Raw genomic sequence first — 21,895 nt, 5'->3', positions numbered from 1 at the left:
ACCGGGTGGTCCTGGGGTCTGGCAGGTCAGGCCCCAAGCACGTCTCGATCATCATTCTCACTGTGCGTGAGTTACACGCGTCAGTAGTCAATTTATGTTGTTAAAATTCATTAAAATCATATGGTTGCGTAATTCCGACAGACTTTATTTAGTAGGTCACACGGTGAGGCCTCAAAAAATGCGGGATGCGACAGACTTTATTTCTGATTAGCCCGTCGGCTAATCCCAGTAATTGCTGGGCTCGATTCGACAGACTTTATTCCGTAGGATCAAAAGGGGCTGTTTTAAACAGCCCCTTTTTTGTATTTTGAATTCGCTCAATTCAAGGTTGGCTATTTCAGTTAAGCGCAGATCCTGTGGGAGCTCCATCGGGTTTGAGAAAGGGGTGGGTCAGGTCCACCAGTAGCGCACGAGATGAAAGAAGATCGGCGCCGCAAAGCACACCGAATCCAGCCGATCCAGCATCCCGCCGTGCCCTTCGATCATGTGCCCCCAGTCTTTTACGCCGCGGTCACGCTTGATCGCCGACATCACAATCCCGCCGGCAAAGCCCAGCAAGTTGATCAGCAGCGCGATCAGGAACGACTGCCAGGGATTGAACGGTGTGGTCCACCACAGCGCCGCGCCGATCAAGGAGGACAGCAGAATCCCGCCGACAAAGCCTTCCACCGTCTTCGAAGGCGACAGGTTGGGCGCGATCTTGTGTTTGCCGAACAGCTTGCCGCACACGTACTGCAATACGTCCGACAGTTGCACCACGATCACCAGATAGGCAATAAGCAGCAGGTTACGGCCTTCGTAGCCCGGTATGTCCAAGGTCAGTAGTGCCGGGACGAAAGACACGCAGAACACGGCGATCATCAACCCCCATTGCACCTTCGATGCACGTTCCAGAAAGTGCGTACTGTCGCCGCCCAGGGAGGCGAGGATCGGCAGCAGGAGGAACACGTACACCGGAATGAAGATCGAGAACAGCCCATACCAGTCGGCGTAGATCAGCAGGTATTGCAGCGGCAGGGCCAGGTAGAACGCGGCCACCAGGGCCGGGTAGTCGCTGCGCCGGGTGGGCGTGAGGGTGAGGAATTCGCGCAGGGCGTAGAACGACACCGCGTAGAACAGCAGGATCACCGCGCCGGTGCCGAGCCAAAACGCGATGCCGATCACCACCACCATCACCCACCAGGCGTTGATGCGGGCGTTGAGGTTGTCGATCACGGCATTCGGGCTGCCACGGGTGCGCAGCTTGAGGATCAGGCCGATCAGCGAGGCGATGACCAGGATCGCGCCGATGCCGCCAAATAACATCAGGGTTTGGCTATCCATCTCAGGAATGCTCCGGGGCAAGGGCGAGCAGGGCGTCGCGGCTGCGGGCAAGGAAGTCGGCTTTGTCTTCGCCTTCTTCCAGTTGCAGGGGGGCACCGAAGCTGGTGGTGCATAACAAGGGCAGTGGCAATACGCGGCCCTTGGGCATAACCCGGTTCAGGTTGGCTATCCACACAGGGACCAGCTCGGCCTGTGGGTAACTCTTTGCCAGGTGGTACAAACCGCTTTTGAACGGCAGCAAGCCATCCTCCAGATTGCGCGTGCCTTCGGGAAAAATGATCAGCGAATCGCCGCCCTCCAACGCCGCAAGCATGGGCTGCAATGGGTTGTTCACAGGGTCCTTGCGCTCACGGTCGATCAGCACGCCATTGAACACTCGATTGATGATGTAGCGGCGCAGCGCACTCTTGTTCCAGTAATCACTGCCGGCCACCGGGCGTGTGAATTTGCGCAGGTTCTGCGGCAGTGATGCCCACACCAGGACGAAGTCGCCGTGGCTGCTGTGGTTGGCGAAGTAGATCCGCTGCACCGGGACCGGCGCGCACCCCAGCCACAGGCTGCGGGCGCCAGTGACGGTGCGGGCCATGGAAGTAATCAGCGTGGCGACCACGGGTTCGAACATGGGAATTCCTTATCCGGCGAAGGGTAGCCAAGGGCTGGCGAGAATGATGCCCAGGGTCAACAGCGCTTGCGCGCCCAGCAGCCAGGCTTGTTTACGCAGCAGTTTGAGGGCGCCGCGACGGCGTTCAGTCCATGGCCGACCGGCTCGTTTGGGCGATTGCAGGCCAAGGGTTTGCAGGGCCTGGTCCAGGTCTGGCGTGCGGGTGGTGTCGCGAGCGAGCAGGGCGAACAGGTCGGCGTCGAAGGCCACCCGCAGCGCCCAATACTTTTGCAGCAGGCCCAGCACGATCATCCACAGGGCCAACAGCAGACAAATGGTGGAAATGCTGGCCAACAGCAGCTGGGCGAGGCCGAACAGCACGCCGAGCAGCGTCAGTCCTGTGGATAACTGATCCAGTGATCGGCCACGGCGCAACAGGCTGGCGACAATCTGGAGTTCCATATCAGCAGGCATTTGGCAAACCCTCCAATGCTTGACGGTGTTCGGGGTGCAGGACCACATCGGCCCGCGCTGTACGAATAATAGCCAGCGCTTGCTCAACCGTGGTGGCTCGCCCCGTGTTCAACAGCCAGGCGGCGATGGCGGTGGCGCTGCGTGAGTAACCGAGGGCACAGCACACCAACAGGGGGCCGCTCGCTTGCAGGCGTTCAATGGTGTGGGCCGCTTTCAAGCATTCGTCGGGGGTTGGAGCGATCAGGTCCAGCACGGGCACGCAGGCGTAAGCACGGCCCTGTGGATTAATCGGCAGTTCGGCGCATAAGTCCACAATGGCCTTGAATGAACCCAGCTCGCGGGTGGCAGGAATACGCCCGAGCCAGACGTTATCCACAATCGGATCGGCCTGAGGATGTTTGCGCGTCCACAGCCGCGAATTGATCCAGGCGCCCGCCAGATAAGGTGCATATAACCAGCGTGCCGCAGACGTAAGGTGGCCATCCTCACGTTTTTGAAAGCCCGATGCGCCGAGTACGAGGTAGTTGGCCGTGATCAACCCCAGAGAAACCGCCGGCCATAGCAGCCATAGCCAAGCGCCACCGCATACGCAGGCCAGCACTGTCAGTATCACTGCGCCCAGCCCATAGCGTATCCCTAGCCGCCATCGTTGGTTATCCCGCGTCAGCTGTGCATTCAGTAAGGGGCTCGGGTGCTCCACCGGCCATAACCACACGCACAACCACCCCGCGAGGGCGCCTGTGGGTAAGTCGATAAAGTGATGTTGATAAGTGGTCAGCACCGAAACCCCGATCAGCGCGAACCAGCCATGCACCACCCAACGCCAAAATCCTTGAGTATGCCGTTGGTACATGACCCACAGGATCACCAGCAGCGCGATATGCAACGAAGGCGCCTGGTTGAAGGGCTTGTCAAAACCGGCCAGCACCGCAAACAACCAACCGAACACACCGTCCAGTTCCGGCCGCTCAAACGTGAAGCGCAGTGGCCAGATCAGGAAGCAACTCACGGCTATCACCTGCGCACTCAGCAGGCGCAGCGCATGCTGTTTGAGCTCATGACGCGTGTTGGGTAGCAGCAACGAGAAGCCGTAAAGCAGGTCGATGGACCAATAGGGTACGATGGTCCAGGCCCAGAATGGCATGCGTGTTTCCCAGCCGAACACCAGCGTGCCGACGTCGCTGCGCTGGCTGGTGACCCAGGTGGCAAAGCCATAGGTGCTGAAAAACAGCGGCGCCAACAGCAGCAGCCAAAGCACCGCAGGTTTCAATAAACCGGGTTCGCGCATGTTCAGATCTTCTGTGCCAGGGACACGGTGAAAATGCCCCACTCATCCACGCGCTGGGTGATCTTGCGAAAGCCCGCTGCTTCGACGAGTTGGTCCATTTCCGCCTGGCTGCGCCGGCGCATCACCCAAGCTTGGCCCTGACGGTGGCTGGTGAGCGCACGGGCAATCAGCTCCAACTGCGGGTGCCACGGTTGGCCGGTGTAGACCAGGTAACCACCTGGCTCCACGGCTTCGGCCAGGCCCGCCAGTGAACCGCCGACCATGGCGTTATCGGCGAACAATTCGTACAGGCCGGATACCACGGCCAGGGTCGGCTTGGGGTCCAGGGCGGCCAGGTCAGCGCGGTCGAACGCATCGCCTTTGACGAATTGGGCGATGTCCCCCAAACCCTTTTCGCGAATCAGCGCGCCACCGTCGCGCACGTTGATGTCGCTGTAGTCGCGCAGCAGGATCGATTCCGGCAACGGCGATACGCCTTGCAGGGCCTCCAGAATGTAACGGCCGTGGCCGGCGGCGATATCGACAATGCGTACTTGGCGATCATCCTCACCCAGCTTGGCCATCGCTAGGCGCAGCAGTTCCTCGACGTTCAACTTGCGTTGGCGAATACCGCGCCAGCCGATGGAGTTGAGGTAGTTGGCGTCGATCATCCGCCCCAGCGCGCCTTTGCCAGTGGGTTTGTTGCGGTACACGTAGTCCAGGGTGCTGCCGGAGTCAAAGCCGGTGTCAAAGCCCAGCTTCACCCCATCCGACAGATTTTTGCCCAAGCCCATACTCGCGCGGGTCATGCGCCAGTACAGGTCGCGCAGGGAGTTGCGTGGCAGCGGTGCGGCAAGGGATTCGGATTCGGCGCATGTGGCGCCAAGTTTGTCGGCATCCAGCAGAGAGGCGCGATCCAGAGGGTGGGTGAAGTTCTGCAGAATAAAGCGCTTGGCGCTGTTCACGGCCACGGCGCGATCGCGTTCACCGAGGGTGTCGTGGAAGAAGCCGGGGAGGATATGCAGCTCTTTTTTCAGGCTGCCGAGACGGTCGAAAAACTGCTGCTGGGGTTTACGATGCACCACGAAATCGGAGCCGGAGATCAGCAGTTGGGTCGGCACCTGGATCGCCTGGGCATCGGCTACAACTCGGTCGGCCGCTTCGTACAGGCCCAACAGCACATTTACCGAAATGGCCTTGGTGATCAATGGGTCGCTGTCGTAGGACGCCACGCGCTGCGGGTCGTGGCTGAGGAACTTGGCCTTGACGTAGCTGTTGACGAAAAAGTTGCCCTTGAACTTGCGCATCAAGGCCAGCCCAGGGCGGGCGAAGGGCACGTACAGCTTGACCTTGAAGGCCGGCGAGGCGAGCACCAGGGCGCGGATCTTCGGCGCGTAATCGTGGACCCAGGTAGCTGCGATCACCGCGCCGACGCTTTGGGCGATCACGGCGAGGTTTTGCTCTTCGATGCCGTAGGTGGCACCGACGTGGTCACAGAAGGTCTGAACATCGCGGGCACTGGTGGCGAAGCTGGGGCTGTCGCCACGTTCTCCGGGGGATTGGCCGTGGCCACGGGCATCCCAGGCGAAGAAGTCGAATTCAGGCAGGCCCAGTTCATCCACCAGGTGGGCAATACGCCCCGAGTGCTCATGGCCGCGATGGAACAACAGGATCGCCTTGCGCGGCCCGACACCTGCCATGGCCGGCCAGTGCCGATAGAAAAGCTCGACGCCATCATGGGTACTGAAGGTGTGCTGTTGCTGTTCGCGCATCGCAAAATCCTTATGCAGAAGGGAGAGATTGTTGTTCTTTGAGGCCCTGACGCACCCGGTTGACCAAGGTATAGGCGAGCAGGGCGGCGACCAGCCACATCACCGCCTCCACCCAACCGGCGCCGAGCCAGCCCAGCGCCACGCCCGTGGCCAGCACCCCGAGCACGAACGCCCGATCACTCTTGCCCATGGGCCCGTCATAACGGCGCGACGCGCCCACCATCGGCCCCAGCACCCCGGCGTATTCGCTGAATACCGCAAGCAGCGTCACCAGCAGCACCGGCGCCAGGCTCACATCGGGGACCAATGCAAAGGGCAGGATCAGCGCACTGTCGGCGATCACATCGCACAATTCATTGAGGTAAGCACCGAGGCGCGACTGTTGGCCGAATTCCCGGGCCAGCATGCCATCGATGGCATTGAGCGCCATGCGCACAATCATCCACAGCGGGATCAGTGCAAACAGCCAGAGGTGTTGGGCAAAGCTCGCGATCAACAGCCCCACCAGCAGGGAAACAACCCCGGCCAGCACGGTGATCTGGTTGGCGGTGGTGCCGTTGTCATAAAGGCGCTGCACGAGAGGCCGCAGCAGGTTTTGAAAACGCGGCTTGAGTTGGTAGATGGAAATCATGGGGGGGGCGCTTCCTTGTCCGTGAACCCGCGAAAAACTGTCTGAAGTGTGCCGACTAATCGCAGCCGACACCAGTGATGGCTCGTGTTTATAGGGGGGATTAGTCACGCTCTTGAGCATAATCAATCACCGCTTGTGGGAGCGTCCTATGGGGCCTCAACAGCAGGTGATCGAGTTCGTGTCTATAGTTACATCTCTACACACGCAGAGGGTCGCAAATGTCTTCGACTTTGCACCGACAGACACCGACTCTGAGGGTGACAGACGCGCGTAGGTTGCAAGTAGCGGTCGTTGCGTATCACCGACAGACATTAGACGAGGCACTGCAGGCACGTACCGAAAGGTATTCGCGCGATGTCCTTGGTCGAGTGCATGCACAATGGGACACGCGATTGTGGGCAACGGGTGGTGAAACAGGGGAGCCCAACCAAGTTATGACCCATAGTCTGTCGGGCCAGCTGTTGCGTGTTGAAAGCGTAGATGCGGGCTGGCGTGTCAACCTTGTGGGCGACGCAGCTCAAACGCTGCATAGTTGGGATGGGCGGGGTACTGTCCGGCGCGTGTGCTATGACTCCCAAATACGTCAGGTTAGTGTGAGCGAAGAGTCAGCGACCACTCTCCAGACCTTCGTCGAGCGGCTGACGTACGGATCATCGACTGAAATGGGCAATCGTTGCGGTCGGCTGGTTCGGCATGACGATGGGGTCGGCAGCCAGGTTTTTGTCGATTACGGTTTGCTGGGGCACGTTGCAGGCCAGACTCAACAGTTTCTCAAGGCATTGGTACCCGCGGATTGGCCTGAGTCGTTGGATGAGCGCGACGCGTTATTGGAGACAGATCACCAAGGCGCGGCAATGCGGTATCTCACGCAATGGCATCACGATGCGTTGAATCAGTTGCTCCGCCAAACCGATGCGTTGGCGAATGTGCAGAGCCATTGCTACAACGTGGCGGGTGAACTGGTTCAATCCAGTCTGACTGAGGATGGAAAACCGGAGCAATTGCTGCTCAGCGCGGTCCGCTATAACGCTTGTGGTCAAGTCGAATCCCAACTGGCGGGTAATGGTGTCATTTCCCAGCCCGGCTACGACGCCCGCAGTGGGCGACTACTACGACTGAACACAATCCGGCAGGATAAAGTACTCCAGGACCTACATTATCAGTGGGACCCCGTGGGTAACCTGCAATGCTTGGAGGACCGGGCACAACCAACCCAATGGTTTGATTCTCAAAGAATTGTCCCCGTTAGCACTTATCGCTACGACACGCTTTACCATTTGATTGAGGCCACCGGACGGGAAAGCGTCCTGGCTGGCATTCAGCCTGGCCTGCCCGGCGTTGTACTACCAGGAGGAGGTGACGCGAGTCGGTTGCGTAACTACACGCAGGTTTATACCTATGACCTCGGCGGAAATCTAATCACGCTCAAGCATGGCAGCGAACCCTTGCGCATGATGAAGACAGCCGAGCGTAGTAATCGAAGCATGTACATGGCCGATGAGATGAATCCACCGGATTTAGCCAATGGGTTTGATGCAAACGGCAATTTGTTGATGTTGGACGGCGCGCAGAGGATGACATGGGACGCCCGTAATCAATTGCACCAAGTCACCCAGGTGCTGCGCAAGGCGGGGCCTGCGGATAACGAACGGTATTTCTACCATGGCACTGGGCAGCGTGGACGCAAGGTACGAGTGTGGCAGGCAAAGTCTGTTGAGCATGTGGCCCAGGTCATGTATCTGCCGGGTTTGGAGATACACAGCGATACGGCGACGGGAGAAGTCCTGCATGTCATCAGCGTGGCGTTAGGGCGCAGTCAAGTTCGACGGTTAAACTGGCGAGCGAACGGTCGCAAGAGACTACCTGTCCCACAGTGGCGCTACAACGTTGATGACCATCTGGGCAGCGTTGCGTTGGAACTCGATGAATATGGCGACGTGATCAGTCATGAGGGGTATTACCCCTTCGGTGGTACGGCGTGGTGGGCGGCCAGAAGTCAGACTCATGTTAATGGCAAGACCATCCGTTATTCAGGCCAAGAGCGGGATGCGACCGGATTGTACTATTACGGTTCGCGTTACTATGCGCCATGGCTGATGCGCTGGATCAACCCGGATCCCTCGGGCGAAATCGATGGGCTGAACCTGTATCGAATGGTCCGAAATAATCCGCTCCGGTATCGAGACCACGATGGCAGGGCTCCGGAAGTCGCCGACGACTATTCGGATAATTCCTCCAGTGCCCATGTTCCGGCTTATCGACAGAATCCAGAGACATTCCGGCGTCGTGACGTGGATGCTCACGTCGCCGCCGAGCGCCGGGACGCCGTGGAGAGGAGCATGACTCACCGTATGTATGGCGAGCACCGCGTTGAGTCTACTTACACGTCTGCTTCAATCCCAGGCAGGTATCGGTTCAGAAACGAATTCTTGCCCGGCCGCTGGCGCTTGATGGAAAACTACCGTGCGCCAGTAGAGGGGCCCAATGCTACCGACGTTACCTGGCATCAGTATGAAATGATTTCAAGGCATAACAATTTTTACGGTGTTTTACCGCAAGCCATTGTGCGCTGGAACGTTCAAAACAATGAGGCTCTGCTTGCTACGCAGCAGCAGGAAGGCATGCTGGAGCGGTTTCTGGCCAGTGAGGGCAATGGCCGTTCAACTCAGAGAATCATGACTGCTTTCGGCCTGCGTGCTACGGGTATCACGCGACAGGAAGTTTACGATTATCAACTGGGGGCGGACGTTGACATCATAGAGGTTCATGTCGAGCCTCAGCCTGTTCCCGAACCCGCTCCGATGGTTAGGAGCCCGTCCCTGGAGGCTTTGACTCGAGCAGTAGAGCGAGACTTGCGCCGTGCGGCGCGCAACCCTGTCTCACGGGTTGCCCATCGTGTTTGGCGAAACATGCGTAGAGTCATTCAAGGTAGCAGTGCCCGACGTGCCCTGAGGTAACTCTGTGAAGGCCGGACAGCCGACGGATATTTTGCGAGTGCTCCTCGACCTAAATGTGCGAACGGGGTTGAGAACAAAAATTTCACGCTTCGTGTTATATCGTAACGAATTGTGTGCAAATGGGCGTTGAGCAGATGCAAGTGGATCTAGAGGCTGACGGGGCTTCGGTTGAAGGCCTCGCGCGTTTTCAGCAGGGGCTGTTCCACGCCCGTCGATTGCGCCAGGCCGGTATAGGCCTGACAACCCTGGCTCTCAGTGGTTGGATATTGGCGCTGTTCGTAGCGTTGTTTGCACCCGTGTCGATCTGGCCGGTGGTATTGATCAACTGCGCGTCGGCCTTGCTGCTGCTGGTGGCCGGCTTGCAGTCGGCCTGGTGGGTGGCCGATTGGCGTGCCCAGGCGCTGGAAGTGCCGCGCGGTGAAGCGGTCGAACAATCCATCGAGCCCACACCCTGGCATAAGAGCCTGATCAACCGGTTCGGCAACGGCCTGTTGGCGCAGATTGGCGCACCGGTGCTGTGGTTGGGCGGCTGGTCGTTGCTGGCGCTGGTCAGCATCCTGCAGTTCTGGAACCTGGGCTTGCCCGCTGCTGCCATCGGGCAATCGGCAAGTATTGGCGCAGCGCTCGCTTTGGCCCTGGCGTTTGGCCTGCTGGTATTCGAACGCCGCCTGGCCCAGGAAACCGCTGCCCAATGGCCGGAAGCCTCACAGTTGGCGCAATTGAGCCGGATGGCAATTATCTGCCTGGTGCTCAGCGCGATCTGCCTGCTGTTTGCCAATGCGGAGTCGGTCTGGCCGCTGCGCCTGGCCACCTTCATCGGGCTCCTGCCGGCGCTGGTAGCGCTGGAATTCCTGCTCCGGGGCGTGCTCTCGCTGTTCAGCCCGCGCCAGCCGCGCCTCGAACCGCGCTTGATGGCGCAGAGTTTCATTGCTGGCCTGCTGCGTTGGCCGCCGCAGCCCCTGCTGGCGTTGCAGCATGAATTGCACAACCGCTTTGGCATCGACCTGCGCCAGATCTGGGCCTTTACCTATATGCGCCGAGCGTTTTTCCCGGTGCTGCTGGTGGTGCTGGCGGTAGGTTGGGCGCTGACCGGTGTGCATGAAGTGCCCCTGCAAGGCCGCGGGATTTATGAGCGTTTTGGTAAACCGGTCGAGGTGTTCGGCCCCGGCCTGCATGCGGGTTTGCCGTGGCCGTTGGGCCGCGTACTGAATGTTGAAAACGGCGTGGTGCATGAGCTGGCGACCAGCGTCAGCGAAGCCGCCACACCGGAGCTGGCCGCAGCCGAAGGCCCGGCGCCGTTGATTGCCAATCGCCTGTGGGACGCCAGCCATGTGAATGATAAATCCCAGGTGATTGCCAGCAGCAGCGGCGACAAGCAGGGCTTCCAGATCGTCAATATGGACGTGCGTTTTGTCTACCGCATCGGCCTCACTGATCAGGCTGCGCTTGCCGCCACCTATAACAGCGCGGATATCCCGACCCTGATACGCAGCACCGCCAGCCGCATCCTGGTGCACGATTTTGCCTCGCGCACCCTGGATGAATTACTCGGCGAAGAGCGCACCAGCCTCGCCGACGAGATTGGTCGCAGCGTGCAAGCCGACCTGCAAACCCTCGACAGCGGTGTGGAAATCCTCGCCACGGTGGTCGAGGCGATCCATCCGCCGGCCGGTGCCGCCAACGCGTACCACGGTGTGCAAGCCGCGCAGATCGGCGCCCAGGCGCTGATCGCCCGTGAACGCGGTGCGGCCAGCGAGCAGACCAACCAGGCGCTGCTTCAAGCCAGCACCGCCAGCGATCAGGCCCAGGCGAGTGCCCGCGAGGTGAATGCCGGTGCCCAAGCAGCGAACCTGCGCTTTGCCGCCGAACAAAAAGCCTACGCCGCTGCGGGCCAAGCCTTCGTGCTGGAACAGTACCTGGGCCAACTGAGCCAAGGCCTGGCCCAGGCCAAGCTGCTTATTCTGGATCATCGCTTGGGCGCCGACAGCGCGCCGACGATCGATCTGCGTTCTTTTACCTTGCCCGCCGACCCGTCGGTGCCGCGCAAAGCCGTTCAATAAGGAGTTCGTCTGTTGAGCGCTCATTCCCACGATCATGGTCATCACCACCATCACGGCCACCACCATCACCATCACGGCGATGAGCAGGCGGCCGGGCCTTTTCCCTGGCGGCGCATGGCGTGGGCGGTGTTGCTGGTGCTGTTTGCCGTGGCAGCGGCGAGCCTGGTGCAAGTGCGTTCCGGCGAGGCCACGGTGATTACCCGCTTCGGCAACCCCGCGCGCGTGCTGCTGGAGCCGGGCCTGGGCTGGCGCTGGCCGGCACCGTTCGAAGCGGCGATCCCGGTGGACCTGCGCCTGCGCACCACGTCCAGCGGCTTGCAGGATGTGGGCACCCGCGATGGCCTGCGGATTATCGTGCAGGCCTACGTGGCGTGGCAGGTGCAGGGCGATGCCGACAACGTGCAGCGTTTTATGCGTGCGGTGCAGAATCAGCCTGATGAGGCGGCGCGGCAGATTCGTACCTTCGTCGGCTCCGCGTTGGAAACCACGGCAGCCAGCTTTGACCTGTCCAGCTTGATCAATACCGACGCCAGCCAAGTGCGCATCGCCGATTTTGAGGCGCAGTTGCGCCAGCAGATTGATCAACAATTGCTCACCACCTATGGTGTGCGCGTGGCGCAGGTCGGTATCGAGCGTTTGACGTTGCCATCGGTGACCCTCACCGCCACGGTTGACCGCATGCGCGCCGAGCGTGAAACCATCGCCACCGAACGCACCGCCGTGGGCAAGCGCGAAGCGGCGCAGATCCGCTCCGCTGCCGAGCGTGATGCGCGCATCATGCAGGCCGATGCCACCGTGAAAGCCGCCGACATCGAAGCGCAGTCGCGGGTTGAAGCCGCGCAGATTTATGGCCGCGCCTACGCTGGCAATCCGCAGCTGTACAACCTGCTGCGTTCGCTGGATACCTTGGGCACGGTGGTCACGCCGGGGACCAAGATCATCCTGCGCACCGACGCCGCACCTTTTCGCGCCCTGGTGGATGGGCCCAAGGACCTGCAGCCATGAGCGAGCGTGACAGCCCGGACAGCCCGTGGATCCAGGCCGGGCGCCTGACGTTCCTGGCACTGTACGCGGTCACCGTATTGGCGGCGTTGGCCTGGGCCTTTTCCAATGTGCGCCAGATCGACCCGCAGAATCGCGCCGTGGTCCTGCATTTTGGTGCCCTCGATCGCATTCAGAACGCCGGATTGTTGCTGGCTTGGCCGCAGCCTTTCGAACAAGTCGTCCTGCTGCCAGCGGCCGACCGGGTGATCGAACGCCGGGTGGAAAACCTGCTGCGTTCCGATGCGGCGCTGCAGGCCGATCGCGTGGCCAGTTTCGCCATGCCCTTGAGCGATGCCCTGGCCGGTTCCGGCTACCTGCTGACCGGCGATGCCGGGGTGGTGCAGTTGGACGTGCGGGTGTTCTACAAGGTGACCGAACCCTACGCCTTTGTGTTGCAGGGCGACCACGTACTGCCGGCCCTGGATCGGCTGGTGACACGCAGCGCCGTGGCCCTCACCGCTGCGCGGGATCTGGACACCATCCTGGTAGCCCGCCCGGAACTGATCGGCAGCGACAATGGCGCCGCCGAACGCCGTGAGCGGCTGCGCGGCGACCTGGTGCAAGGCATTAATAAACGCCTGGCGGAGTTGGCGGCCAGCGGCTTGGGGCTGGGTATCGAAGCCACCCGCGTCGATGTGCAATCGAGCCTGCCTGGGCCTGCGGTGAATGCGTTCAACGCGGTACTGACCGCCAGCCAGCAGGCTGATAAAGCCGTGGCCAACGCCCGTACTGAAGCGGAAAAACTCACCCAGACCGCCAACCAGGAGGCTGACCGCCAGGTGCAAGTCGCCCATGCCCAGGCCAGCGAGCGCTTGGCCAATGCCCAGGCGCAGACCGCTACCGTTGCCAGCCTGGCCCAGGTCAAAGACCCCGGTTTGCTGTTGCGCCTGTACCGTGAACGCTTGCCGAAGATTCTTGGCCAGGCCGGTTCAGTGACCACCGTCGATCCCAAAGACGACTCCCGCTTGATCATCCAGGGAGCCGAACAATGAGCGCACCCATGCTGACCTCTGCCGAACAGCGCAGCGCTGCCCGGCAATTGACCTTGGCGATGCTTGCCCTGGGCTTGCTCGTGCTGGGCCTGGTGTGGCGCTGGCTCGCGCCGGACCAGAGCGGCGTCAGCCAGCTGCTGCTGGGCGTGGCTTCGCTGTTGGTGGCGGTGCCGGTGATGCGTTCAGCCTGGTACAGCCTGCGCTTTCCGAGCCTGCACGGCATCACCGACCAATTGATCGCCCTGGCTATGCTCGGCGCCTGGGCCACCGGTGATCTGCTCACCGCCGCGTTGTTACCGATCATCATGATCTTTGGCCATGTGCTGGAAGAGCGTAGCGTGATTGGCTCCCAGGAAGCGATCCGTGCCCTGGGCAAACTCACCCGCAGCCACGCACGCCTGGTGCAGGCGGACGGGACCATCACCGAAGTGGATAACGGCACCTTGAACACCGGCGATATCGTCGAAGTGCGTGCCGGCGACCGCGTGCCGGCCGATGGCGTGGTGTTGTCCGGCCAGGCGAGCCTGGACACGGCGCCGATCACCGGCGAGTCGGTGCCGTTGGAAGCCAGCGTGGGCGTGCAGGTGTTTGGTGGGGCGATCAACCTCGATGGTCTGCTGCGCCTTGAGGTTACGCGTACCGGTAACGAATCGACGTTGGGCAAAGTCATTGCGCTGATGCAAAACGCCGAGCGTTCCAAGCCGCCGATCACCCGGCTGCTGGAGCGCTACGCCGGCAGCTACATGGTGCTGGTATTGCTGCTGGCGGCCGTCACCTGGTTTGTCACCAATGACGCTCAGGCGATGCTCGCGGTGCTCGTGGCAGCGTGTCCCTGTGCCTTGGTGTTGTCGGCACCGGCCACGGCGATTGCCGGGATCGCCGTGGCGGCGCGCCATGGCATCCTGATTCGCAGCTCGGCGTTCCTGGAAGAACTCGCCGACCTGACATCGCTGGTGGTCGACAAGACCGGCACCCTGACCTTTGGCACCCTGCGCTTGCAGTCCATCGAGACACGCGCGCCGGATCGCCAAAAGCTGCTGAACCTGGCGGCCAGCCTCGGTTCGGCAAGCAGTCACCCGGTCAGCCGAGCGTTGGCGGGGTTGGCGACCCAGGAGCAGATGCGGGTGCTTAGCGACATCCGCGAGCGTCAGGGCCTGGGCGTGGTCGCCCAGACAGAGCAGGGCGAAGCGGCGCTGGGACGGCCGGAGTTGTTTGAACAGTTGGGCATCGTCACCACCGCCGTGCCCACCCATGATGGCCCGATTGCCGGGCTGGCGTTGAACGGCGAGTTCCTCGCCTGGCTGCTGTTGGCCGACAGCGTCAAACCCGAAGCGCGCCAGGCCCTGCAAGAGCTGCGTGACTTGGGCCTGGGCCGCCAACTGCTGCTGACCGGCGACCGCCAAAGCGTGGCCGACAGCCTGGCGCTGGACGTGGGCATCAGTGATGTCGAAGCCCAAGCGCTGCCGGAAGACAAGCTCAACCGCGTGCTGGGCGAAATCAGCAGTGGCTTCAGGCCAATGGTGGTGGGCGATGGCATCAACGACTCCCTGGCGCTCAAGGCCGGCGTGGTTGGCGTGGCCATGGGCGCGGGCGGTGCGGACATCGCCCTGGCCTCGGCGGACGTGGTGTTGATCGGCAGCGACTTGCGCCGCCTGGGCACCTGTGTGCGCTTGAGTCGCCAGTGTCGGCAGACGTTGCAGGTCAATGTGATCATTGGCTTGGGCTGGACACTGGCCATTGTGGTGTTCGCCGCATTTGGCTGGCTGGGGGCGGCGGGCGCGATGATCGCGGCGGTGCTGCATAACCTCAGCACCTTGCTGGTATTGGGGAACGCCGGGCGTTTACTGCGCTTCCAGGAGCCGCTGTTGAAACTCGACGAATAATTTCAGAAATATTTGCTCACGGCTGTAACGCCGACAGGAGGCCTCACTCTAGTGCTGTGTCGAGACTGAACAATCCGTTCGGACCGGCTCCACTACTGATCATGAGGAATACAACAATGAGCATTAAATCCGCTGCTGCTGGTGCCGCCCTCGCAATGGCCGCTGCTTCTCTGTTCGCGGGTGTGGCCACCCAGGTACAAGCGGCAGACGCTACCGTTCACTGCTACGGCGTGACCTCCTGCAAAGGCATGAACGACTGCAAAACCAAGGACCACGCGTGCAAGGGCCAGGGCGAGTGCAAAGGGATGGGCTTCAAGGCCATGACCAAATCGGCCTGTGATGCCGCTGGCGGTACAGTCGGCGAGTAACCGGCAAACACGTGCAACCGCGGCGGCTGCCTGCCACCGCTGCGGACACTTTGCCCAGGAGTGAGTCATGTCCGCGTCCCTTCCAAGTCTGGGTTACGGCCTGGGTTTACGCAGTGAGTACTACCATCAGATCCTTGAACAGTCGCCGGCCGTGGATTGGTTCGAAGTGATCTCCGAGAATTACTTGGTGCAGGGCGGCAAGGCCTTGTACTACCTGGATGCGATAGCCGAACGTTACCCCTTGGTGATGCACGGTGTGTCGTTGTCCATCGGCGGGCCACATGCCCTCGATATGGATTACCTGAACCACATCAAACAGCTCGCAGAGCGCATTCAGCCGGCGTGGATTTCCGATCACCTGTGCTGGAGCCGCGGCAGCGCGCACCAGTTACATGACTTGCTGCCCCTGCCTTACACCGAAGAAAGTCTCTACCACGTGGCCGGCCGTGTGCGTCAGGTGCAGGACGTCTTGCAGCGCCCGCTGGTGCTGGAAAATGTCTCCAGCTACGTGCGTTCCAAGGCGGATGAATTCACCGAGTGGGAGTTCCTCAACGCCTTGGCCCACCTGAGCGGCTGCCAATTGCTGCTGGACGTCAACAACGTCTACGTCAGCGCACGTAACCATGGCTTTGATGCCTGGACGTTCATTCGCAACCTGCCACCCGAAAGCATTCGCCAGCTGCATTTAGCGGGGCATATGGACTATGGCGACTATGTGGTCGATACCCATGACCATCCCGTGTGCGACCCGGTGTGGGCGCTGTATCAGCAAACCCTTGAACATCTGGGCCCAGTGTCGACGTTGCTGGAACGCGATGACCATTTTCCACCCTTTGAAGAGTTGCTCACCGAGTTGAGCAAAGCCCGTGAACTGGGTGCCAGCGCCTTGGCCCGGAGAGCGTTATGCGCCTGATCGACTGGCAGTTGGCATTTGAACAGCATCTATTATCCGAAGCGCCCGCGGCCAACAGCGGCTTTGCCGCCACCTTGCTGGGAGGGCCGACGTTGGATGTGGACACCGGCCTGGCGATTTACCACAACGCCTATCTGTCGCGACTGCAAGAGGTGCTGCGCCATGACTTCGGTGCCATCTGGTATTGGCTGGGAGATGAGCAGTTTTGCTCACTGACCGAGGCCTACATCCGCCGTTATCCGTCGGCCCATTACAGTGTGCGCTGGTTGGGCGAGCGCTTTGCGATGTTTATCGTTGAGCATCTGATGGCAGCGCAAAGTGCGCCTTTGGCTGAGTTGGCACGCCTGGAGTGGGCATTCACCTTGGCGTTTGACGCCGCCGAAGGGGAGCCGCTGACCTTGAATGACATGGCGCATTTGGCGCCTGAAGACTGGCCCACCCTGCAGGTTGCGCTGGCGCCTTCGGTGCAGCAACTGCTTTGCCGTTTCAACACAGTGGCGATTTGGCGAGCCAGTAAGGATGAATCAGACTTCCCCGGCAGCCAGGTGCTGGACCCGGCGCAAATCTGCCTGGTGTGGCGCAACCAGAACCGCTGCCACTACCGCAGCCTGGAAGCCGCTGAAGCGTGTGCACTCTCGGGCATGGTGACCATGGGTTGGAATTTTTCAGAACTGTGTACTGAGGTCGCGGTCACTTATGCAGAGGGGGCGTCGCTGCAAGCGGCCACTTGGCTGAAACAGTGGGTCCAGGAAGGTTTGCTCGAGCGCCGAGCGCCATAGAAGGGGGGCTATTCATTCGATAGCTTCCTACTTTGTTTGGCATGGTCTACCCTCACAGCAGACGTCTGAAACAAGGGGGGACTACTCATGCTCGCGCAACTTCCACCGGCCTTACAGAATCTTCAGCTACCGCTGCGTCTTCGACTCTGGGACGGCCATGAATTCAACTTGGGCCCTGAGCCCAGCGTCACCATCGTGGTCAAGGATCCCACGGTTGTATCCAGGCTGACCCATCCAACGCTCGACTCACTGGGCGAAGCCTTCGTCGAGGGCAAGCTGGAGCTGGAAGGCTCCATCACCGAAGTGATCAGGGTATGTGACGAGTTGAGTCACGCTTTGGTCGATGACGACGAGGAGAGTCGCCCGGTACGCTCGATTCACGACAAGGCCACCGACGCGGCGGCCATTTCCTACCATTACGACCTGTCCAACGAGTTCTACCAGCTATGGCTGGACCAGGACATGGCCTACTCCTGCGGTTATTTCGAAACCGGCAGCGAGTCGATTGACCAGGCCCAACAAGACAAATTCCGCCACCTGTGCCGCAAGTTGCGGCTGCAGCCGGGTGAGTATCTGCTGGATGTGGGCTGCGGCTGGGGCGGGTTGGCGCGCTATGCCGCACGTGAGTTCGGGGTCAAGGTGTTCGGCATCACCTTGAGCAAGGAACAACTGGCGCTGGCCAAGGAGCGGGTGAAAGCCGAAGGCCTGGAAGACCAGGTCGACCTGCAATTACTCGACTACCGCGACCTGCCCCAGGACGGCCGTTTCGACAAGGTGGTAAGCGTGGGTATGTTCGAACACGTCGGCCATGCAAACCTGGCGCAATACTGCCGCACCCTGTTCGGCGCGGTGCGTGAAGGTGGCCTGGTGATGAACCATGGCATTACCGCCAAGCACACCGACGGCCGCCCCGTAGGCCGTGGCGCCGGCGAGTTTATCGAGCGCTACGTGTTCCCTACCGGCGAACTGCCGCACCTGGCGATGATGACCGCCCAGGTCAGTGAAGCAGGGCTGGAAGTGGTCGATGTCGAAAGCCTGCGTATGCATTACGCCCGCACATTGGACCATTGGAGCGAACGCCTGGAAGACAACCTGGAAGCAGCGGCGAAGATGGTACCGGAACAGGCGCTACGCATCTGGCGGCTGTACCTGGCCGGTTGCGCTTATGCGTTTGCCCGAGGCTGGATCAACCTGCACCAGATACTGGCAGTGAAACCCCATGCCGATGGCGGGCATGAACTGCCGTGGACGCGGGAAGACCTCTACCGCTGACCACCAGACCCTGAAGATCGAAACTGTGGGAGCTGGCTTGCCTGCGATAGCGTTGTATCAGGACCGGATGAGTCGACTGACACACCGCCATCGCAGGCAAGCCAGCTCCCACATTGGTTTTGTGTTGGTGGTTAGAGAATGGGTGAGATCAGGCGCGCAATGCGCATCCCCAGTTGTTGCAGGCGACGGGTCTCGCGGCTTTCTTCGTGGCTGACTTCATGGGCCAGGGCAAAGTCGTTCAGCAGCATCTGCTCAACCTGGCTGGCGAAGGCTTCATCCACCGTCAGCAGCATCACTTCAAAATTCAGCCGGAACGAACGGTTGTCCATGTTGGCACTGCCAATGGCGCTGATTTCGCTGTCCACCAGCACCACCTTCTGATGCAAAAAGCCCGGCGTGTAGCGAAACACCCGCACGCCCGCTCGCACCGCTTCGTTGGCATACAGGCTGGACGCAGCGTACACGATGCGATGGTCGGGCCGTGACGGCAGCAGCAGGCGCACATCGACTCCGCGCAATACCGCCAGGCGCAGGGCGGCAAACACCGCCTCGTCGGGGATGAAGTAGGGGCTGGTGATCCACACGCGCTCGGTCGCGGCATGGATGGCCTCGACGAAAAACAGCGAGCAGGTTTCATAAGGGTCCGCTGGCCCGCTGGCGAGCAACTGGCAGAGCACACCGTCTTCCGGGTAGGCGTCCGGCAGGATCAGCGGCGGCAGTTCCCGTGCGGCCCAGAACCAGTCCTCGGCAAACGACTCCTGCAGGCATGCCACCACCGGGCCTGTGACCTGCACATGGGTATCGCGCCATGGCGCCAGGGGCGGTTTTTTACCCAGGTATTCATCGCCTACGTTATGCCCGCCGACAAAACCGGTGATGCCGTCCACCACGACAATCTTGCGATGGTTACGGAAGTTGACCTGGAAGCGATTGAGCCAGCCACTGCGGGTGGCGAATGCCTTGACCTGCACTCCCGCGTCACGCAGCGCCTGCACATAACGATGGGGCAGCGCGTGACTGCCGATGCGGTCGTACAGCACGTAAATGGCCACGCCCTGAGCGGCTTTTTCCTTCAACAGGGCCTGCAATTGGCGGCCCAGTTCATCATCGTGAATGATGAAAAACTGGAACAGCACGGCGGTCTTTGCGTTACGAATAGCCTCGAAGATCGCGCCGAAGGTGGCATCGCCATTGATCAACAGGCGCACTTCATTGTTGGCCAGGCAAGGCATGCGGCCCAGCTTGGGCATGGCGCGCAAGGAGGCGTAGGCGCTGGAGTTGCGCGCCGCCAGCGCTTCCTCCACCCACGGGCGCCAGTTCAGTTCGGTGATGGCCGTGTGCATTTCCTGGTTGGCCTGGCGACGGGCCTGGATGTACGCGTCGAAGGTGCTGCGGCCAAAAATCAGGTAGGGGATCAGCGTCAGGTAGGGCATGAACATCAATGACAACGCCCAGGCGATCGAGCCTTGGGCGGTGCGCACGGTCAGTACTGCGTGGATCGCGGCGAGCGTTCCGAGAAAGTGCAGCGTGGCAATGACGTAGGCGAGCAGGTGCGGGCCAAAGAAATCCATGAACGTCGTAACTCCGGGCAGTCCAGTGCGTAACAGACCATGAACGGCTGTGAATGTCGCTATTTTATTTGCCATGCAACACTGGCTGCTTTGCGACGTCTAACGCCCACAATTACCCAGGAGTTACCCGATGAATGCTCGTCTGCTTGGTTTGGCCATGGTTGTTGGTTTGTCGCTGCCTGTGGCGGCGCAGGCGCAGATGCTGGCGCCGGGCTTGTGGGAATTGACCACCAGCAATATGAAAGTCGATAACCAGGACCTGCCGGACTTGTCGCTGATCCTCGGTCAACTCAAGCAACAGATGACCCCTGAACAGCGCGCCATGCTCGAAAAGCAAGGCATCAACATGGCCGGTAAAGGCGTACAGGTGTGCCTGACCCCGGCTCAGGTGGCCTCCGATTCGATCCCCCTGACCGACCCTCAATCGGGCTGCAAACAGGAAGTCACCGACAAGAGCGGCAACCAGTGGAAATTCCGCTTCAGTTGCCCGAAAGCCCAGGGCACTGGCGTGGCAACGTTCCAGAGCCAAAAAGAATTCACCACCAGCGTCAACGGTACCTTCAATGCCACCGGGATCCAGCAGAAGGGTAGCCTGGACAGCCACGCCCAGTGGCTGGGCAACGATTGCGGTTCGGTCAAACCCCGCGCTTAACGCCCAAACTGCAGGGGAAAGCCCTGGCAACTGTTGACCACCTGGCCGTTGTGCCAGGCCAGGTGGCCGCTGACCAGGGTGGTACTCACGCTGTGGCGAAAGCTGCGCTCTGCAAAGGGTGTCCAGCCGCAGCGGGCGAGAATAGGCTGACTGTTGACCGGCTTGCCAGCAGGCTCCGGTTTGATCAGTACCAGGTCGGCCCAGTAGCCTTCGCGCACGTAGCCGCGATCAGCAATAGCAAACAGGTCGGCCACGCGGTGGCTGGTCTTGGCTACCAGAGTGGTCAGGGGCAAATGCTCGTCGGCCACCAACTCCAGTAACGCCGGCAGGGCATGCTGCACCAGAGGCATGCCCGAGGGCGCTTGCCGATAGCCCAACTGTTTTTGCGCCCAGGTATGCGGCGCATGGTCGGTGCCAATCACATCCAGACGATCACTCAATAACGCCAGGCGCAGCGCGTCGCGGTCGGCGCGGGTCTTGATCGCCGGGTTGCATTTGATCTGGTGGCCAAGGCGGTGGTAATCGCGGTCATCGAACAGCAGGTGGTGCAGGCAGACCTCAGCGGTGATGTGCTTGTCGGCCAGGGGCTTGTCTTCGAACAGCGCCAGTTCGCGCGCGCTGGTCAGGTGCAACACATGCAGACGCGTGCCATGGCGTTTGGCCAACTCCACGGCAAACGATGATGAGCGATAACAGGCCTCGGCATCGCGGATCAGCGGGTGGGCGACGGCGGGAATATGCTCGCCGAAGCGTTCGCGCAGGCGCTGCTCGTTGGCCAGGATGCTGGGCGTGTGCTCGCAATGAGCGAGCAGAATGGTTGGCACCTCGGCAAACAGGCGCTCCAGAATGCGTGGGTCGTCCACCAGCATATTGCCGGTGGAGGCGCCCATGAACACCTTGACCCCCGCCACTTGACTGGGGTCTAGGGCGGCGACGATGTCGAGGTTGTCGTTGCTCACGCCGAAATGAAAGCCGTAGTTGGCCACTGAATGCAGTGCGGCACGGCGCTTTTTATCGGCAAGGGCTTCCAGGTTCAGGGTGGCCGGTTGGGTGTTGGGCATGTCCATGAAGCTGGTGATACCGCCGGCCACCGCCGCGCGAGATTCGCTGTAGAAGCTGCCTTTTTCCGGCGCGCCGGGTTCGCGAAAATGCACCTGGTCGTCGATCATCCCTGGCAGCAGCCACTGGCCGTTGGCATCGATTTCCACCGGTTCGTTACCGCCTTGAATGCTGGCGGCAATCTTCTCGATACGACCATTGGCGATCAGTACGTCGGCGTCGAATACCTGGCCCTCGTTGACCAGGCGGGCGTTGCGGATCAGCAGGCGGCTCATGG

At 60.9% G+C, this 21,895-nt stretch carries 18 protein-coding genes; 10 read left to right on the top strand and 8 right to left on the bottom strand.

Annotated features, from left to right (window positions below; all coding sequences use genetic code 11):
* Nucleotides 1–390 precede the first annotated feature (390 nt).
* The 6 genes from CLM72_RS28370 to CLM72_RS28345 are packed head-to-tail and all read right to left on the bottom strand — an operon-like array spanning nucleotide 391 to nucleotide 6,068.
* Nucleotides 391–1,323 (bottom strand): phosphatidate cytidylyltransferase, encoded by a 933-nt coding sequence (locus CLM72_RS28370; protein ID WP_014720583.1) that lies wholly within the window; start codon nucleotides 1,321–1,323, stop codon nucleotides 391–393.
* A 1-nt stretch (nucleotide 1,324) separates the two neighbouring features.
* Entirely contained in the window at nucleotides 1,325–1,945 is a 621-nt protein-coding gene (locus CLM72_RS28365) for a 1-acyl-sn-glycerol-3-phosphate acyltransferase (RefSeq protein WP_105229035.1), read from the bottom strand.
* Between the two features lie 9 nt (nucleotides 1,946–1,954).
* The gene (locus CLM72_RS28360) at nucleotides 1,955–2,398 is read right to left on the bottom strand and encodes a hypothetical protein (protein ID WP_105229034.1); all 444 of its coding nucleotides are present in this window, start codon (nucleotides 2,396–2,398) and stop codon (nucleotides 1,955–1,957) included.
* A complete protein-coding gene (locus CLM72_RS28355; protein ID WP_105229033.1) occupies nucleotides 2,388–3,686 on the bottom strand; it encodes a phosphatase PAP2/dual specificity phosphatase family protein in 1,299 nt (432 codons plus the stop codon). Before CLM72_RS28355 ends, CLM72_RS28360 begins: the two co-directional genes overlap by 11 nt.
* A gap of 2 nt (nucleotides 3,687–3,688) precedes the next feature.
* Nucleotides 3,689–5,437, bottom strand: coding sequence for a bifunctional alpha/beta hydrolase/class I SAM-dependent methyltransferase (locus tag CLM72_RS28350; RefSeq protein WP_105229032.1), 1,749 nt, complete (start codon nucleotides 5,435–5,437; stop codon nucleotides 3,689–3,691).
* A 10-nt stretch (nucleotides 5,438–5,447) separates the two neighbouring features.
* On the bottom strand, nucleotides 5,448–6,068 hold the full coding sequence (locus CLM72_RS28345; RefSeq protein ID WP_105229031.1) for a CDP-alcohol phosphatidyltransferase family protein: 621 nt from the start codon (nucleotides 6,066–6,068) through the stop codon (nucleotides 5,448–5,450).
* Between the two features lie 434 nt (nucleotides 6,069–6,502).
* Between CLM72_RS28345 and CLM72_RS28340 the strand changes: the two genes are divergently transcribed.
* The 9 genes from CLM72_RS28340 to cfaB all read left to right on the top strand — a co-directional run bounded on the left by CLM72_RS28340 (nucleotide 6,503) and on the right by cfaB (nucleotide 18,336).
* Entirely contained in the window at nucleotides 6,503–9,025 is a 2,523-nt protein-coding gene (locus tag CLM72_RS28340; protein WP_158688701.1) for an RHS repeat-associated core domain-containing protein, read from the top strand.
* 134 nt (nucleotides 9,026–9,159) lie between these two features.
* Entirely contained in the window at nucleotides 9,160–11,085 is a 1,926-nt protein-coding gene (gene hflK / locus CLM72_RS28335; RefSeq protein ID WP_105229197.1) for a protease modulator HflK, read from the top strand.
* 9 nt (nucleotides 11,086–11,094) lie between these two features.
* Nucleotides 11,095–12,090, top strand: a complete 996-nt coding sequence (hflC, locus tag CLM72_RS28330) for a protease modulator HflC (protein ID WP_168220206.1) — start codon at nucleotides 11,095–11,097, stop codon at nucleotides 12,088–12,090.
* Nucleotides 12,087–13,121 (top strand): protease modulator HflK, encoded by a 1,035-nt coding sequence (gene hflK, locus CLM72_RS28325; protein ID WP_105229028.1) that lies wholly within the window; start codon nucleotides 12,087–12,089, stop codon nucleotides 13,119–13,121. The genes hflC and hflK (CLM72_RS28325) overlap by 4 nt, the downstream gene beginning before the upstream one ends.
* The gene (locus CLM72_RS28320; protein WP_105229027.1) at nucleotides 13,118–15,004 is read left to right on the top strand and encodes a cation-translocating P-type ATPase; all 1,887 of its coding nucleotides are present in this window, start codon (nucleotides 13,118–13,120) and stop codon (nucleotides 15,002–15,004) included. Before hflK (CLM72_RS28325) ends, CLM72_RS28320 begins: the two co-directional genes overlap by 4 nt.
* 116 nt (nucleotides 15,005–15,120) lie before the next feature.
* Complete coding sequence (locus CLM72_RS28315) at nucleotides 15,121–15,372, top strand: hypothetical protein (protein ID WP_020302041.1); 252 nt, start codon at nucleotides 15,121–15,123, stop codon at nucleotides 15,370–15,372.
* Nucleotides 15,373–15,439: 67 nt separating this feature from the next.
* On the top strand, nucleotides 15,440–16,285 hold the full coding sequence (locus tag CLM72_RS28310; RefSeq protein WP_105229026.1) for a DUF692 domain-containing protein: 846 nt from the start codon (nucleotides 15,440–15,442) through the stop codon (nucleotides 16,283–16,285).
* On the top strand, nucleotides 16,276–17,064 hold the full coding sequence (locus tag CLM72_RS28305) for a DNA-binding domain-containing protein (RefSeq protein ID WP_105229025.1): 789 nt from the start codon (nucleotides 16,276–16,278) through the stop codon (nucleotides 17,062–17,064). The genes CLM72_RS28310 and CLM72_RS28305 overlap by 10 nt, the downstream gene beginning before the upstream one ends.
* A gap of 87 nt (nucleotides 17,065–17,151) precedes the next feature.
* Nucleotides 17,152–18,336 (top strand): C17 cyclopropane fatty acid synthase CfaB, encoded by a 1,185-nt coding sequence (gene cfaB / locus CLM72_RS28300; protein ID WP_105229024.1) that lies wholly within the window; start codon nucleotides 17,152–17,154, stop codon nucleotides 18,334–18,336.
* Nucleotides 18,337–18,467: 131 nt separating this feature from the next.
* On the opposite strand, the gene cls is transcribed toward cfaB, so the two are convergent.
* Nucleotides 18,468–19,907 carry a cardiolipin synthase gene (gene cls, locus CLM72_RS28295; RefSeq protein ID WP_105229023.1) on the bottom strand — a complete coding sequence of 480 codons (1,440 nt, stop codon included), beginning with the start codon at nucleotides 19,905–19,907 and terminating at the stop codon, nucleotides 18,468–18,470.
* A 130-nt stretch (nucleotides 19,908–20,037) separates the two neighbouring features.
* On the opposite strand from cls, the gene CLM72_RS28290 reads away from it, so the two are divergent.
* Nucleotides 20,038–20,559, top strand: a complete 522-nt coding sequence (locus tag CLM72_RS28290) for a DUF3617 domain-containing protein (RefSeq protein ID WP_014720569.1) — start codon at nucleotides 20,038–20,040, stop codon at nucleotides 20,557–20,559.
* On the opposite strand, the gene CLM72_RS28285 is transcribed toward CLM72_RS28290, so the two are convergent.
* Complete coding sequence (locus tag CLM72_RS28285; protein ID WP_105229022.1) at nucleotides 20,556–21,893, bottom strand: dihydroorotase; 1,338 nt, start codon at nucleotides 21,891–21,893, stop codon at nucleotides 20,556–20,558. The two genes, CLM72_RS28290 and CLM72_RS28285, sit on opposite strands and share 4 nt — an antisense overlap.
* Between the last annotated feature and the right edge of the window lie 2 nt (nucleotides 21,894–21,895).

It is taken from the genome of Pseudomonas sp. MYb193, from assembly GCF_002966775.1.
GTDB classification, from domain to species: Bacteria; Pseudomonadota; Gammaproteobacteria; order Pseudomonadales; family Pseudomonadaceae; genus Aquipseudomonas; species Aquipseudomonas paracarnis.
The sequence above is the reverse complement of the archived record's forward strand: the minus strand, read 5'-3'. Positions and strand labels throughout refer to the sequence as shown.

Bases quoted from the DNA above. Each gene is read 5' to 3' on its own strand.
- CLM72_RS28290 (WP_014720569.1), top strand. From the start codon at position 20,038: ATGAATGCTCGTCTGCTTGGTTTGGCCATGGTTGTTGGTTTGTCGCTG.
- hflK (WP_105229197.1), top strand. From the start codon at position 9,160: ATGCAAGTGGATCTAGAGGCTGACGGGGCTTCGGTTGAAGGCCTCGCG.
- CLM72_RS28340 (WP_158688701.1), top strand. From the start codon at position 6,503: ATGACCCATAGTCTGTCGGGCCAGCTGTTGCGTGTTGAAAGCGTAGAT.
- CLM72_RS28365 (WP_105229035.1), bottom strand. From the start codon at position 1,945: ATGTTCGAACCCGTGGTCGCCACGCTGATTACTTCCATGGCCCGCACC.
- CLM72_RS28305 (WP_105229025.1), top strand. From the start codon at position 16,276: ATGCGCCTGATCGACTGGCAGTTGGCATTTGAACAGCATCTATTATCC.
- CLM72_RS28350 (WP_105229032.1), bottom strand. From the start codon at position 5,437: ATGCGCGAACAGCAACAGCACACCTTCAGTACCCATGATGGCGTCGAG.
- CLM72_RS28370 (WP_014720583.1), bottom strand. From the start codon at position 1,323: ATGGATAGCCAAACCCTGATGTTATTTGGCGGCATCGGCGCGATCCTG.
- hflK (WP_105229028.1), top strand. From the start codon at position 12,087: ATGAGCGAGCGTGACAGCCCGGACAGCCCGTGGATCCAGGCCGGGCGC.
- CLM72_RS28360 (WP_105229034.1), bottom strand. From the start codon at position 2,398: ATGCCTGCTGATATGGAACTCCAGATTGTCGCCAGCCTGTTGCGCCGT.
- CLM72_RS28320 (WP_105229027.1), top strand. From the start codon at position 13,118: ATGAGCGCACCCATGCTGACCTCTGCCGAACAGCGCAGCGCTGCCCGG.
- cfaB (WP_105229024.1), top strand. From the start codon at position 17,152: ATGCTCGCGCAACTTCCACCGGCCTTACAGAATCTTCAGCTACCGCTG.
- cls (WP_105229023.1), bottom strand. From the start codon at position 19,907: ATGGATTTCTTTGGCCCGCACCTGCTCGCCTACGTCATTGCCACGCTG.
- CLM72_RS28355 (WP_105229033.1), bottom strand. From the start codon at position 3,686: ATGCGCGAACCCGGTTTATTGAAACCTGCGGTGCTTTGGCTGCTGCTG.
- CLM72_RS28285 (WP_105229022.1), bottom strand. From the start codon at position 21,893: ATGAGCCGCCTGCTGATCCGCAACGCCCGCCTGGTCAACGAGGGCCAG.
- CLM72_RS28345 (WP_105229031.1), bottom strand. From the start codon at position 6,068: ATGATTTCCATCTACCAACTCAAGCCGCGTTTTCAAAACCTGCTGCGG.
- CLM72_RS28310 (WP_105229026.1), top strand. From the start codon at position 15,440: ATGTCCGCGTCCCTTCCAAGTCTGGGTTACGGCCTGGGTTTACGCAGT.
- CLM72_RS28315 (WP_020302041.1), top strand. From the start codon at position 15,121: ATGAGCATTAAATCCGCTGCTGCTGGTGCCGCCCTCGCAATGGCCGCT.